7 protein-coding genes and 2 pseudogenes are annotated in these 14,444 nt (G+C 67.8%); 4 read left to right on the top strand and 5 right to left on the bottom strand.

Features of this window, described 5'->3' with window-relative positions; all coding sequences use genetic code 11:
* Positions 1–374: 374 nt before the first annotated feature.
* The gene (locus ACFZBD_RS34680; protein ID WP_391147634.1) at positions 375–5,630 is read left to right on the top strand and encodes an RHS repeat-associated core domain-containing protein; all 5,256 of its coding nucleotides are present in this window, start codon (positions 375–377) and stop codon (positions 5,628–5,630) included.
* Between the two features lie 927 nt (positions 5,631–6,557).
* Here ACFZBD_RS34680 and ACFZBD_RS34675 read toward each other — a convergent pair.
* From ACFZBD_RS34675 to ACFZBD_RS34660, 4 genes and pseudogenes are all read right to left on the bottom strand, one after another.
* Positions 6,558–6,995: a hypothetical protein gene (locus ACFZBD_RS34675; protein WP_391147633.1), complete on the bottom strand. Its 438-nt coding sequence runs from the start codon at positions 6,993–6,995 to the stop codon at positions 6,558–6,560.
* Between the two features lie 357 nt (positions 6,996–7,352).
* Positions 7,353–7,680 (bottom strand): annotated as a pseudogene (locus ACFZBD_RS34670) (transposase family protein); the annotation flags it as partial.
* Between the two features lie 194 nt (positions 7,681–7,874).
* Complete coding sequence (locus ACFZBD_RS34665; protein WP_391147631.1) at positions 7,875–8,255, bottom strand: transposase; 381 nt, start codon at positions 8,253–8,255, stop codon at positions 7,875–7,877.
* Between the two features lie 283 nt (positions 8,256–8,538).
* A pseudogene (locus ACFZBD_RS34660) lies at positions 8,539–8,886 on the bottom strand (transposase); the annotation flags it as partial.
* Between the two features lie 418 nt (positions 8,887–9,304).
* Between ACFZBD_RS34660 and ACFZBD_RS34655 the strand changes: the two are divergent.
* The 3 genes from ACFZBD_RS34655 (at position 9,305) to ACFZBD_RS34645 (ending at position 11,872) form a co-directional block, all read left to right on the top strand.
* The gene (locus ACFZBD_RS34655; protein WP_391147629.1) at positions 9,305–10,078 is read left to right on the top strand and encodes a hypothetical protein; all 774 of its coding nucleotides are present in this window, start codon (positions 9,305–9,307) and stop codon (positions 10,076–10,078) included.
* Positions 10,079–10,709: 631 nt separating this feature from the next.
* Positions 10,710–11,702, top strand: a complete 993-nt coding sequence (locus ACFZBD_RS34650) for a transposase (protein WP_391147628.1) — start codon at positions 10,710–10,712, stop codon at positions 11,700–11,702.
* Positions 11,699–11,872, top strand: coding sequence for a transposase (locus ACFZBD_RS34645; RefSeq protein WP_391147626.1), 174 nt, complete (start codon positions 11,699–11,701; stop codon positions 11,870–11,872). The genes ACFZBD_RS34650 and ACFZBD_RS34645 overlap by 4 nt, the downstream gene beginning before the upstream one ends.
* Before the next feature lie 1,236 nt (positions 11,873–13,108).
* On the opposite strand, the gene ACFZBD_RS34640 is transcribed toward ACFZBD_RS34645, so the two are convergent.
* A complete protein-coding gene (locus tag ACFZBD_RS34640; RefSeq protein ID WP_391147623.1) occupies positions 13,109–13,372 on the bottom strand; it encodes a hypothetical protein in 264 nt (87 codons plus the stop codon).
* Positions 13,373–14,444 lie beyond the last annotated feature (1,072 nt).

Below are 14,444 nucleotides of genomic sequence, written 5' to 3'. Positions count from 1 at the left end.
CTACGAGCGCAAGCCCGAGCACTTCCTCGCCTTCACAGCCATCGCCACCAGCCTCATCAACTACCGGCGGCTCACCAAGTGAAACGAGGTCTTAAGGCGGCCGGCTTACCCGGCCTCCGCGGCCAGCCCCGCCACCCAGACCCGCCCCGGCGGCGGGGCGCCTGGCCGGTCGGCCGGCGATGTGCCGGCCACTGAAGGCCTCATCGATGGATTCGCGCGGGGCGCGGGGGGCGGTTGGGTGGCTTCGTCTGCGTGTTTCTCTGATGGAGCCGAAATTGAACTCTCTTCCTGGTACCCGGGCCCCTTTCCGTCCTGGCCCTGGCGGGCGCCGGGCTGGGTGGCTGAGCCGTACCGCGCTGGCCACCGCCGCCGTGATGGCGGTCACCACGGTGCCCGTCACCGCCGCGGCAGCCGCACCCGCTGCAATGGCTGCCACGGCGGGAGTGTCGGGGACTGTGGCGATGGGCGGCGGGGCGTCCGGCTCGGTCAGTGAGCAGACGGGTGCGTTCGCGGCGGTGCTGCCGCTGGTGTCGCTGCCCGGGCGCGGCGGCCAGGGGGTGGAGCTGGCGCTGGCCTATAGCCAGGCCGCGGCTGCGGCCGGGGCGGACCCGCACGGGCTGGGGCAGGGCATGGGGCTGGGCAAGCCATACATCGGCCCGGAGGACGGCGGCACGCTGCATACCGCCTCGGGGGGCAGCTATCCCCTGCGGCCCGGGGACGCGTCGGGTTCCGGCCTGGGGCGTTATCTGCTGAAGGACCTCGCTCTGTGCGACGCGCCGGGGACCCTGCCGGCCCGGGACGGGCTCGGGGATGCGGCGCGGGATTACCGGTGGGTCCTCACTCATAGCGACGGCCGGAAGAGTTTCTTCTCCGCGGCAGGGGATCTGGTGGCCGAGCAGGATCCGTTCGGCAACGAGTCCGCCTATGTGTGGGAGCTCCACGGCGGCCAGCACCGGCTCACCCGGGCGGTGGATGCCTTCGGGCAGGCGGTGACTTTTGACTACGGCACGGAGGGCCGGGTGACGGTCACTTCACCGGAGCGCAGTGACGGGCGGCGGCCCGAGGTGGTGCTGCACCTGGACAGCGGGCGGCTGGCTTCCGTCACCTATCCGGAGGGCCAGGAGACGACGCTGGGCTGGGACTACGCCCCACAGGGCCAGCCGGGCAGGCTGCTGACCCGGATCGAGACTCCGGCCGGCGCAGTGACCCGGGCCGGATACGAGCAGCCGCATGGCTTCCCCGTCACCGCCTCGCTCAGGGTCACCGACCGGCAGGGCAGGGACCTCAGTCCCGAACGCACTTTCCGCCTGGGCACGGAAGGCGAGCACGCCGGGCATGACTTCACCGGCCGCGGCCAGTATGAGAGCGCGGATGCGCTGTTCGACAGTGCGGATGAGGACTACCGGTATGTGACCGAACTGTCCGACGGGCGTTCCACTGTCCGCTCCGTCTACAACAGCCTGCATCTGCTCAAGGAACGCACCGCTTCGCTGAACGTGAACGGCGAGCAGAAACCGGTACGCACCCAGGAACTCATGTATGGGGGCGAGCGTGACAACGGCCAGGCCCCTCCGCCGGCCTCCGCCCTGCCGGCGAACTACGGCAAGCCTGTCCGGGCCGAGGTCACGGTGCATGACCCGGTGACGGGGAAGTCCCGCACCACCACCGAGACCGCCCGCTTCGACGAGTACGGCCGGGAGACGGAGCGGACCGATGTCACAGGCGCTACCACGGTGACCGCGTATGACGCTACCGCACTCGACAGGAAAGACAGCAGCGGTGACGGCGGGGCTGGGGGGGAACCCGCCGGATACGGGCTGCCCGTGAAGGTCACCGTCACGGGTGCCGACGGGGCGCAGCGCGTTACCGAGAACACGCTGTCGGATGACGGCCGGAGCATAACCGGTGTGAAGCTGTCGGTGAAGAACGCCGGCCAGGAGCGGTCAACGGCCCGTACGGTGACGCGTTTTGAGGTCAGCGGTCAGGGTGAGGTCACCGGGAAGAGCGTCACCTGGGCCGAAGGCGCGGAACCGGGCGGTGTCCAGGGCCCGGACGCGGTCAGCGAAACCTACGAGAGCGTGACCGATACCGCGGCGCATACCCGCACCGACACTGTGACCTCGGCGGCCGGGGCCAGCAGCACGGTCACCGACCTGGTCACCGGTCTGCCGGTGAAGACCACGGATGTCTCGGGCCGCAGTACGGAAACCGCCTACGACGAGGCTGGCCGGCCGGTCAGGCACACGGTGCCCGGCGGCCCCGGGGGCGATGGGGCGGTGACCGCAGTCTCCTACACCCCGCTCACCATCACTGTCACCGCGCCGGGTCAGAACGGGAAACGGCATGTGACTGTCGAGCACCAGGATCTGCTCGGCCGCACCGTGAAGACAACCGACAACATCTCCGGCCAGGAACTCACCGATGACCCGGCCGCGCGGACCCTGCAGAGCGTGGAGTTCTCGGACGGCGGGCGGACGGCGGAGGTCACCGACCAGGCCGGGCGTACCACCGTGACCACCAGTGATGCTCTGGGACGGCCGGTGAAAACGGTCGCGCCGAACGGCCTGACCCGGCTGACGGTGTATGCCGATGCCGCGGGTGCCGACACCTCCACGGTGACTACGCTCACCCTCCCGGCCGGGGAGACCGATCCCGCCAGGGCCGTGGCCACTGCGGTGGAAACCCTCGACCAGGCGGACCGTCCGGTGGCCGCGGACTCGTCGTTCGCCGACGGCACGCAGCAGTCCGGCTCCAGCCGGTCCTTCGACGGCCTCGGTCGCGTGGCCCGGGCCGTGTCCCAGGACGTGGCCGTCACCCCCGGCTATGGTTCCGGCGGTGCCGCGGACACCACTGTCCTCGCTCCGCAGAACCCGGACACCTTCCCGGGGGAGAAAATCACCGCCACCACGCCCACCGACGTGACCGGCGCGCCGGTGGTGAAGACTCTCACCCTCGGCCAGGACACCGGGGCCGGGCGCTCCGGCACCACTCTGGTCCGTGACGGTGCCGGGCGCGTCACCGAGGAACGCCGCCCCGACGGCACGAAAACCACGTTCGCCTACACCCCCGGCGGGCAGGTCGCCGAGAGCGTGTCCCCTAGCGGCATCCGCACCGTCTACGACTACGACAGGGACACCGGGCAGGTGACCGGGACGGCGGTCACCTCCGCTGATGGCAAGACTATGGAGAAGACCGGGTACAGCTATGACCCGCACACCGGCGCCGTCACTAGCGTGTTCGACCCGGACAACGAGGCCGACAGCAGGATTTCATACTCCTATGACGCCGACGGGCATGTCACCGAGGTGGCCTACCCGGACGGGAAGACGGTCCGTCAGGAATACTGCGACCACGGCCAGCTCATGAAGATGACCGACACGGCCGGGCTGACGACCTTCTACGCCTACAACCCCGACGGCACGATGGCGGAGGCCGTCCAGCACGAACACGACGACACACAAAGCCCGGTCAGGGCCCGGGTTGCCTACACCTATGACAGCCTCGGCCGCGTGACGAAGACGGACCGCGGCAACGGTGTCGTCACCGAAACCCAGTTCACCGATGCGCACCAGGTCAAGCGGGAGAAGACCAGCCGCGGGGGTGAGGTCCTCAGCGAGGCCGCTTACCTCTACGACTCCCACGGCAATCTCACCGAGCGGACCGACACCCGGCCCGGCGCCGGGGCGGACGGCACCCCGGGCGGGCCGGTGTCCACCACCACCCGCTACACCTACGACGCCTACAACCGGCTCACCGGCTCCGAGGTGTCAGGTGCGGACGGCAAGCCGCTCACCTCCACCCGCTACACCCTCAACGTCTCCGGCGATGTGGTGCAGACCGAGACCGCCCCTGGCGCCGGGGAGGCAGCCGGGAAGAACACGGTCACCGACAACGGCATCGACTCCTCCGGCCGGCTCACCGCCCGGACCGTCACCACCGGCGGAGTCAGCACAGGGCAGAAGCAGGTGTTCGACGCCGACGGCAACCTGACCACCGCCCATGACGGCACCCAGTGGACCTACACCCTGAATGGCCGGCCAGCGGCCATGACCGCTCCGGACGGGGCGGTCACCCGCTATACCTACTGGGCCGACGGCACCCGTGCCACCGCTACCGAAACCCCCGCCACGGCAGGCGGCGCCAGTGACCGCGAGGTCCCGGCGGAACCCACCGCCCGCTTCTACTACAGCCCCGATGGCACCCTGCTCAACGACACCTACACTGCCGGACCGCAGGAACAGGAGCAGGCCGGAGAGACAGCCACTGCCTCCTACCTGCTGGCCGGCACCCGGCACGCCCGTACGCTCACCGGCCCCGGCGCAGAGGCCGCCACGGCCACCGGGGCCGGCTACCTCATCGCCGACCGGCACGGGAGCACCACCGCCCTCACCACTGCAGACAGCGGCGAGGTGTCCCAGGCCTGGCAGTACACCGACTACGGCCAGCCCGCCCGCGCCGACGGCCAGCCCGCCTCACCGGCGGGCGCGGCGGGCCTGCACGGGGCGGCACGGCAGCCGTTCACCTTCGCCGGCGAATACACCGACCCCTCCGGTACCCAGTACCTGAAAAGCCGTCTCTACGACACCGCCACCGGACGGTTCACCACACCGGACCCCGCCCCCCAGCACAACCGCTACCAGGCCATGGGCGCCAACCCCGTCACCCATGTTGATCCCGAAGGCACCACCGAGATACCCGACTGGGGCAGCTGGCTCATCTGGGGTGTCACCACCGCCGCCGCCCTCATCACCCTGGCCGCCACCGCCTTCAACCCCGCCAGCATCGGCATGTTCATCGCCCTGGGCGGCGCCGTCCTCGACGTCGCCTCCGGCGTCCTCGACGCCGTCGCTATGGGCACCGGACGCACCCAGCTCGAAGACCCCCTCAACATCGCCTCCATCACCCTCGGTGCAGCTGGCCTCCTCCTCGGCGGCATTGGCGGCGCCCTCCATCCCTCCACCATCCGCAAAACCACCAGCGCAGCCAGCCGCGATACCATCACGGAAGTCCAGAAGGCCGCCGCAGACCCTACGGCCGCACCCCACGGCACGGCCCCAGCAGCTGCACCGCCGGCAGACCTCACTACGGCCCCCGCCGTCAGGCAGCAGGACACTGCCGCCCCGCCGCCCGTGTCCCCCACACACACCGGCATTCCAGTACCCGTTCAGGGGGCCGATATCGCAGGTGTGGTTCCGGCCGACATGTCCGACATTGCAGTCGCCTACAGAAATGAGGTCCTCCGGCTCACAACGGAGGTACTGGACACATACGGGACCGAGCTGAAGCCCGCGATCAGCGAATTCGCGCCAAGAATGACACGTCATGCAATGGCCGATCTGCCGCGTAACGCCCCCGAGAAAGACAGTCAGGCTCTGCTGGATTTCCTGGCAAAGAACGGCGGTGCCCTCGCAAGCCAGAGGAAACAACTCAGCCAGTCCTGGAAAGATGCCGCCGCAGAGGCCAACAAGCGGGGCCTCAGGCGGGAGGGGCAGCGAGCAGGCGGCGGCAACAGGCTTGCGGTGCAGGGAATACAGTATCCAGTGATGCAGCACCTAGCGCCGCTTGTGGACGGCAAATACGGCGAAGGATCATTCGATGTCGCCCTAGACGTTCTGGGCCACAACATTTAGGACGGCACGGCGTCACTTATTCGTGGTGCAGCCGCTCAGGATCCACGTGCCCCTGGGGCGGCTGCCCAGGCACATTCCTGGGGTGCCTTCTGCTTTCTCTACTGCTCACTGCGGCCGTCAGCATCTGGCTCGCACGCCGAATTAAGCCGTGACAGCGCCTACAAGGAGATGCCCTATTCCATCAGACGGCGGCGATGCGATGCCCTGTAGAGGAGCGCGCGGCGGTCGGAGACGTCGCAGCAGATCCGGGACAATCTCCCGCCACCTAACCTGGATGAAGATCGAATTCGAAGCGGTGGGCGCCCTGTGCGCTGCATACGCGGAGTTCGTCCAGGACCTGCGCAAGACGGCAGGGGCGGTCCTGCGCGCGGCCTGGGAAGCGCCTCCCATCGCGAGAGCGACGGTCACCGCCCCCGGACCGTCTCGGTTCCACCGCTATCGCAGCGGTCATGAAGCCGATCGACGAGCAGCACATCGCGAAGCCTGGCCTTGTGGTGCTGCGCATCACCGGCCGGGACGAGGACTCCGTGCCATCACCTCCCCGGCCAGAGTGTGGACCAGCCTGGTGATGGTTTCTGCCCGGGGGCGGCGGCGTGCTGGCTCTCCGCGGGCCTTGAGAGCCGTCACGGCCAGGGCTCGTGCGCGTAGGCGGTGCGGGAGGCACCATCGCGGCCGCGAAGAAGAGACGCTGCTGCCTCGAGGATGCCGCCCTCTTCCGTTCGGCATTCTCCCCTTTGAGCCGCTTCAGCTCCGCCCAATCCTCCGTCGTCGTGCCCCCGGGTGCCTGGTCCTGCAGCCTCAAGTGGCCGAGTCCCTACCAAACGCGGAACGGCTCAACGTCCGCCCTGGATTCCGCCAACTGCCGATTTACTCTCGGGCGAGTGGCGCGATCGGATTATGAAACGGGCATAGCCCCCACGTTCCAGGTCAGGGAAGCAGATGTGAAACCGATCCGAGGACAACTGCGCTGTCCATGTCGCCGGGGTCGCCGTAGTAGACCTGAGCAAAGGTCACGCCAGCCGGAAGCTTGAACTGCATGTCCCACCAGTTGGGCGTGCTCGTACCCCCTGCTTCCACTTCAAGAGACAGCAGCCTTCCGCCCCGGGTGGCAGCGAAAAACTGGCCTCCGTTGCATCCCTGGGGTTCCCCCGAAAGCTCAAATGTGGCCTTGCTGGTCCTCCAGTCATGGATGGGATAGCCCGCGCGAATGTTGTGCAGGGACCAGCCGTCAAAGGTCGTCTTCTGGTACTGAGGAACGGAACAGACCTGTCCCGGAGCCGCCTCGGCCGTTGCACTTCCCGCGAAAACAGCGGACGCAATAACTGCGGCGGAGAGTACGGCGCGGACACCACGGATAGCGGACACGGATACCTCATTTCATTCCGGACTGATGCCTGTTGCGCCGTATCACAGCAGAAGAGCAGAAAAATTTCACTCGCAGGGGCTGATTCCGGTCAGGCACGATGCCGACAGGTTTAACCTGTCCATAGGCTGATTTTGATCACGGTTTTCCTCGCGCGTGCTGTCGGCGCTGACCGGGCGCGGGGCTCCACGGAACGGAATGCGCCGTGAACTGCAGCGTTTGTACCGGGTGCTGTGGCGGCGCAGCTATGCCAAGCAGGGCGCCCTGCCCGCCACTGCCGGGCCTCCTCGTGCCCGCTTATGGCCGAAGACCCATGCCCCGACCGGATGGCCGGGCGCGACCAGCGGTCCGGTATGCCGACCGGTCGGCACGTTCACGCCGTGGCGGCGGTGCTTCTTGGAGAAACCGGCCCGGCTGCCGCCGCCGCGGTCGCACTCGGCGAGCGTCCCGTCGGGCAGGACGTGATCAGGATCGGCCTCCCGCAGGACCCACACCAGTCCGGGCGCCCTTCGCGACAGGTGATCGACGACGGCGTGACGCAGGCGTGGGCGGTCCCGGCGGAAAGCCGAAGGCCGCGGCGAGCTGCGTGAGCATGTCGTGCCCGCGAAGGCAGACCAGGCAAACCAGGGCGCGCTGGTGGGGCGGGAGCTTGCAGCGTCGGTCACCCTCACGGGTGACGAGGAGCATGGACACTCGCTCGACCAGGGCGTGCGGCAGGCCGGGGGCGGCAGGATAGGGAACTCACGAGGCTCCTGCGCTGATGAGCTGAGACGTCGAACACCCCTCCCACCGGCACGGGAGCCTCGTGCGTTGCGGGACGCTGGCCCCTCACCCGGTCCATACCGTTCATTGTGGGCCGTTCCGGAAGCTCCTATCGATCGTCAAGCGGCCTGCAGGAGTTGATTCTGTAAGACGTTCGCGCTGGTCAGGTACTTGTAGACCTCGCGCGCGATGAAGTGTTTGAGGCAGCGGAAGATGTCCTTCTTCGACATGCCTTGGGCCGTGCGACGGGCGGCGTAGAGCCGTGTGCGGGGGTCGTAGCGCATCCGCACGAGGGCGATCGTGTGGAGTGCATGGTTGGCCTGGCGATCGCCGCCGCGGTTGAGACGGTGGCGGTTGGTCCGCCCCGAGCTGGCGGCGGTCGGAGATGCTCCGCAGAGGTGGGCGAAGGAAGCTTCGGACTTCAGCCGGTCGGGATTGTCTCCAGCGGTGATCAGGAGCTGGGCGGCTGTCCCGGTGCCGATACCGACCAGCGCGACCAAGCCCGGGGCGGCCTGCCGCCACCAGGGGTTCGAGCTCGGCGTCGGACTCGGCTATCTCCTCGGTGAGGTGCTGGCAGCGGCGGGCAAGACGCCGCAGCGCGGTCCGGACCGCGCAGGTCGGGTCAGCGAGGTCCGTGCCAGGGCAGGAACGGGCAAGCTGAGCAGTCAGCTGGTAAGTGGGCAGACCGCGCAGGCGTTCGCGCACCTCGGCGGGGGCGGAGACGATGAGGGTGCGGATCTGGTTGATCGTCTGGGTGCGGGACTTGATGGCCGAGCGGCGGACCACCCGCAGGGACCGGATGGCCTCGACGATGCCGTCGCGGGTCTTCGGTCGGCCGCTCGCGCGGCCGGAGAGGACGGCGGTCGCGGCCGCGTAGGCGTCCACGGGGTCGGATTTGCCGTCGGCCCGCCGGGCCTCGCGGTCAGGACGGTCCACGTCCACGACGGTGACCTCGTTCGCCAGCAGGAACCGGGCGAGTTCGGAACCGTAGGCGCCGGTCCCTTCGATTCCGGCGGCGAGGACCTCGCCGTGCGTACGCAGCCACTCCAGCAAACAGCGGTAGCCGCCGGGGGCGGTGGGAGAGTCGGTGTGGGTGTCCACGCCGCCGGCCACCGCGATCTCGTCTGCCATGCTGGCTCCTGCTGTCCTTCCGTGCGATGCGCGAGGGATCGCACGGGCCGGCCGGGCGGCTGGACAAGACTGTGGTGGGACCTTTGGCCGGGCCCCCAGTTTTCCCGTCCTGCGCCGCCTGTCTGGCGCCCGCACTGCAGAGCAGCCGTGGCCTTCATGGCAGCGTCTCTGGCCGGAAAAACAGGCACCCCGGTCTGCCGCTGTCCCCTTAGCCGACGGCGCTTTCATCCACGCTACCGACCGGACAGGGGGCGCTCCGGTGGCGCTCCATGGGGCAGTGTGTCCTGTAATATCCAGTAATTTTGAGGAAATTCCATGCGTCTTGCCCAAAAATCTGTGCTCGTCGCCGCAGCTGCCGGCTGCCTGACCGCCGGGCTGTCGGGTGCCGCCATGGCCGCCGCCCCCCCCGGCTCCGACTGTGTCTGCCCAGCCGCAGCATGCCCCCGGCGGCGTTGAGGCTCAAGGCCTCATCTACAACAAGGTCAAGGTCACCAACAGCACCGGGGAGCACCTCACCGTCACAGGCGTCCGCATCCTGGACTCCTCCCGGTCAGCCGAGGACTCCATCGAAAACCGCACGGAACTATGGTTTCCCCGGGTGGGTGACACTCTCCCCAACGCCTCCAGCAAGGAATACGGAGTCACCTTCTGGACCGAAGACACCCCCACCGTAGAGCTGACCTTCAAGGACTCCAAGGGCAGAGTCGCCATCTATGCGACCTCAGCCAAAATCGACGGCAGCTCCAATGTGTACAGGCCCGGAAGCAACTATTACGCAGCGGGGGAGCCCGCAGGCGCGTACTCCACCACCGGGCTGGACCTCCGGAACCCCCTTTTCATAACGGTCCACAATGATTCCAGCAGCCCCGCCAAACTTACCGACGCTAGGGCATTGGAAGGAACCTACATCCATTCGCCCGGCAGCGTAAACAGCACCGTGATTGCGCCGGGAGCTGAAAGCAGCTGGACCGCTTCCACGCCTGTCTTTTCCTACCAAGGAAGCCCCTACGGCACGGACACCGAGTACACCGTCAGTGACAAAAATGGAAAGCAGTGGCGGATCACGGTTGCTACCTACCTCAAGGGGGATCCCGTGACGTGCCGCGTCTTCGAAGACGGGGAAGATCGTCCCACTTGCACGGTGACCCAGGACGATAACAAGTTCGATGCCACGATTCGAGATGCTGCCTGAGCACGCCTACAGCCTTAATCGCTCGTGACGGTCCGTCGGCTTCTTCGGCGGGCCGCTCCGGCTGTCCGGAGCGGTGGCGGTAAGTCTGAGGGCCCGGCTGTCGCGCCGGGTGCGATCTCTCGGTTTCGGGACAGTGGTGTAAGAGACAGGGGGGTGTTGGTGTGCTCCCGCGCGCCCTCCGCCGGCGCTGATCCAGTCCCGGGACGGAGCGACATCAGGACGCCGTTCTTGTCGCCGATGGTCCCGACAACGAAGTCCCGCGCGTCTTCACGGACCTTGTCCCCGTCCCAGTCCGCCTCGCCCAGCAGCCGCTGCATCCCAAATCGGCAGCCGGTCACCGGCCCGCTCCGCCAGCGTCCAGCCGTTCTTCCGCTGCAGCGGAGCGATCAGCCTTCGCATATACGCAAGAGCCCGCCCTCGCGGCTCCGACCTCACACGACGCGACGCAAACCGAGCATGCAGCCCCGCCAGCATCCCGTCCCACTCCTCCCCCCCAAGCTCGGTCATCCCCGAACTCAACCACAGGTCGATGTGATTGCAGTACTGATTGGGATACGCGAACTGAATCGCTCGTATGGATGCGTCGGCGAGGTCGTCTGCTGGGACCCCACACCACGTCGGAGGAGGACTGGTGCCGGAATTGTGGGCCGGGACGGACGCGGGGAAAGCCGAGCACCATTGCACGGTCATCGACGCCAACGGGACAGCCTTGCTGTCGCGGCGTGTGCCGGACAGCGAGGCTGAACTGCTCGAACTCCTTGGTGACGTGTGGGGGATAGCCGACGGTGGCCCGGTCACCTGGGCCGTCGACCTGAACGCCGGCGGGGCCTCGTTGTGGATCGCGCTGCTGGTCAGCCACGGCCAGAAGCTGCTTAACATTCCCGGCCGGACCGTGCACCACGCCTCAGCGGCCTGCCGGGGCAGCGGGAAGACGGACGCGAAGGACGCGTTCATCATCGCCGGCACCGCCCGCATGCGCCGTGACCTGCAGCCCCTGCAGGAGCGAGGTGAGATCGCAGTAGACCTGCGGATTCTGACCGTGCGCCGGATCGCCTCGCAGCCGGCCGCAGCCGCGCGGTCAATCGCCTCCGCGCGCAGCTGCTGGAGTACTCTCCCCGCCCGCATGCGCCGTGACCTGCAGCCCCTGCAGGAGCGAGGTGAGATCGCAGTAGACCTGCGGATTCTGACCGTGCGCCGGATCGCCTCGCAGCCGGCCGCAGCCGCGCGGTCAATCGCCTCCGCGCGCAGCTGCTGGAGTACTCTCCCCGCCCTGGAGCGTGCCTTCGGTCTGAGCACCTCCCAGAGCGAGCTGATTCTGCTGGTCGGCTACCAAACCCCGCAGCCCTGCGAAGGCGGCCGGTCACGGCTCAGGACCTGGCTGAAGAACCACGGCGTGCGCACCAGCACCGCTGCCAAGAGCACGGCCGAGGCCGCGGTGACCGCCGGAGAAGCCCAGTTCACCGTCGTTCCCGGGGAAGGGACCTGCGCGCGGATGGTCCACACGCTGGCCGCGACGGTGATAGCTCTCGACGAGGAAGTCTCGGAGACCGAAGCCCAGATCGACGCCCGGTGCCGGGAGCATCCCGACGCAGAGGTGATCACCAGCGTGCCCGGCATCGGATGACGCTGGGCGCCGGGTTCATCGCCGCTACCGGCGGAGACATGTCTGTGTTCGCTAGCTCCGGCCGGCTCGCCAGTGTGGCCGGCCTGGCCCCGGTCCCCCGTGACTCGGGCAAGGTCAGGCGGTCTGACGGGTCTGCGGCTGCGGTCAGGTCCGGCACCACGGTGAGCTGACCCGGCCGCGGGGAAGACTAGCGGACCTGGTCGGTCGCAACTGGAGGCGTTGCGCCCCGCGGCTGAGCTGGTCCCTTGCCTGCGCGCCGGCCCCTCCCGGCGCCGTCCCCGCGGGAGCGCACAGGCAGAGCGTTCGGGGTCATGTCATCGCCGACGTGCTGATGAGCAAGCGGCCCGCGGAAGCCCAGGACGCGCTGTCCCAGGGCTCTGGGAAGGCGATCGGATCATCGGCACCGGCCGGTCCGCGATCGGCACCGTAGTCGCGCCTCGGTTCACCATGCTGCTGCAACTGCTCCGGCGGGAGGGCTTGGGCTCCGCGCTGCGCACCAAGCACGCTCCCGCCCTTGACGCCGCGGCTGTCAAGGGCGCAATCACCCCCCCTTGCCCGAACAACTGCGCAGGTCACTGCCCTGGGATCGCGGCACGGAACTGACCCCGCCGCGCCCAACTCCGCATCGGTTAGGGCTCCAGGCCTACCTCGCCGACCCCCACAACCTCTTGCAACGAGGCGCCAACGAGAACACGAATGGCGGCTGCAGCAGTACTTCCTCAAGGGCACGGACCTGTCCCGCTGGGGCGCCGACGAGCTCCAGGCCGTCGCCGCCACCCTCACAGCCGACCCCGCAAGTCCCTCGGCTGGAGGACACCGGCCGAAGCCTTCCACGAGCACCTTTCTGTCACTCCAGGAGCCGACGGTTGCGACGACCGATTGAATCCGCCCCAGTACACCAGCCTGGCGTTCGCCGACGCCTGCCACCAGGCCGGCATCCGTCAGTCCATGAGCGCGATAGGCAATTCGGCGAACAACGCGCTCGACGATTCGTTCAAGTGGCAGACGCCCCAGAGCCGGGAAACCTGGTCCAGCGAGCGCGAAGCCCACGTCGACGCGTTCCGCTGGCTCCACCGCTACAGCACCCGCCGCCGTCACTCCCGCCCCGGGCCCGGGCGCAAGAGCCCCGGCCGCTACCCGGAATTTCCCTGCTACGGCAGCCTGCTCCACAGCGGAGCTGCTGTAGGGAGGACAGACCTCTCCTACAGCAGCTCCACTGACTCAGTCACCAGCCTTGACGGACCGGCTCCCGCCAAACTGAACGGCGTTGCCACTAGAAATCAAGCCCCCAGGACGGCAAGAGCCGTTTACGCGGACGGTCAAGCCCACACACGCGAGGGCTGGTGTCCGCGCGCAGCCTGCCCACGGCCGAAGTAGGCGCGGCCCCGTGTCTCCGCCGTGGCGGGTCAGACGCACTCAGCAGTGATCGTGTAGGACCACGAGCCCATCACCTCGTGCGTCTGCTCGACGGAAAGCTGAGTGCAGCCGCCGTGTTCGCTCATCTGACGCTCCGCCTCAGCCTTAGCGTAGAAGTGATAGGGACTGGTGCCAGTGAACTCGACGATCTGCGTCAGCGCGGCCGGCTCCGCCTGGGCGGCTACGGCGGGGGAGGCAGTAAGGGCAGCAGCGGCGACAGCCGCAAGAGCAATAACCTTAACAACGGCGTTCATAATTTCGATCCCTCAATCATTGCAGAAGAAAATAAAACACGGTATCCGTACGTAGGCGCGGAAAATAGCGCGCGAACTCACACCCCGTGCCGAGTTCACGTCGCGAAGCCTTCAGGCCGCCCGGGGAGGCCTCGCCAGCACAAGGTGCTTGCGACGGAAAACACCGAGGCCAGCAGACCCGCTCCTTCATCTGCTCGCCCATTCGCCTTCCGCACCCTCCGCCCTGCACCCGCCGGCTCCGCACGCCCGAACGGGAAGCGGGACCAGCTGTCGACCTCGCCAGACTGCGGAGCCGCATGCTTGAAGATAGTGGCGGCCCGGAATCACGGCATCCTCCCCATGACCTGCCATACGCAGGAGCCCCGCCCCTCCATTGAGAGGGTTGACACCGGCAAGCGGTAACTGACTTCAGCTCATTGGTAGGTGAACTTTTGCGAAGTCTCTGATGGTCACGGCTGATTCACAGGCGGGTTGTTCCGCAGTTCAGGGACAGTCTGATCCTGCATCCACCAGCCTTGTTCCTGGTTGACCGTTTCGAGGCTGAGCTAGGGTCCGGATGGCCGCTGTTCTGCTCAGCTTCCCTGTCCATGTGCCCCCTGACACAGCCCGTCCGGGCAGGTCAGTCCAGAAGCGCCAGGTCATCGGATGCGGGTGTGCGGGGTCCCTAGTCCCAGCGGTAGCGGGTCGGCCCGGCGGATGAGGTGACGGACGTCGATGAATATGCTGGCCAGAGCGATGCGGAACTCGATCGTGGTCTTGTGTCCGGTGCAGCGGCGCAGATTGCCGAAATTGATCAGCCAGGACTTCGTGCGCTCGACGGACCCAGCGTCCGCCGGCCTGGATCGGGATCTTCTCTCCGCGCGGGGGTGATCTGGGCGTCGATGCCGCGGTCGACCAGGTCATCGTGAACGGGGCGGCAGTCGGTGCCGCCGTCCAGGCCCAGCCGCGGTGCTCCGGCAACGGCCCAGGGCCTCCTTAGAGGGCGTTTGAGGTAGGTGGATTGCCCTTTGATGCCCTAGTACGTCCCTCGCCAGGTGGGGGTGGTTTCGCCTGTTATGCGTTTGGTGAGGTT

Source organism: Streptomyces sp. NPDC008121 (genome assembly GCF_042957155.1).
Taxonomy (GTDB): Bacteria; Actinomycetota; Actinomycetes; order Streptomycetales; family Streptomycetaceae; genus Streptomyces.
The sequence above is the reverse complement of the archived record's forward strand: the minus strand, read 5'-3'. Positions and strand labels throughout refer to the sequence as shown.

What these genes read in the sequence shown, in the direction of transcription:
- ACFZBD_RS34680 (WP_391147634.1), top strand. Translation starts at nt 375, where the DNA reads ATGGCGGTCACCACGGTGCCCGTCACCGCCGCGGCAGCCGCACCCGCT.
- ACFZBD_RS34645 (WP_391147626.1), top strand. Translation starts at nt 11,699, where the DNA reads ATGACGCTGGGCGCCGGGTTCATCGCCGCTACCGGCGGAGACATGTCT.
- ACFZBD_RS34640 (WP_391147623.1), bottom strand. Translation starts at nt 13,372, where the DNA reads ATGAACGCCGTTGTTAAGGTTATTGCTCTTGCGGCTGTCGCCGCTGCT.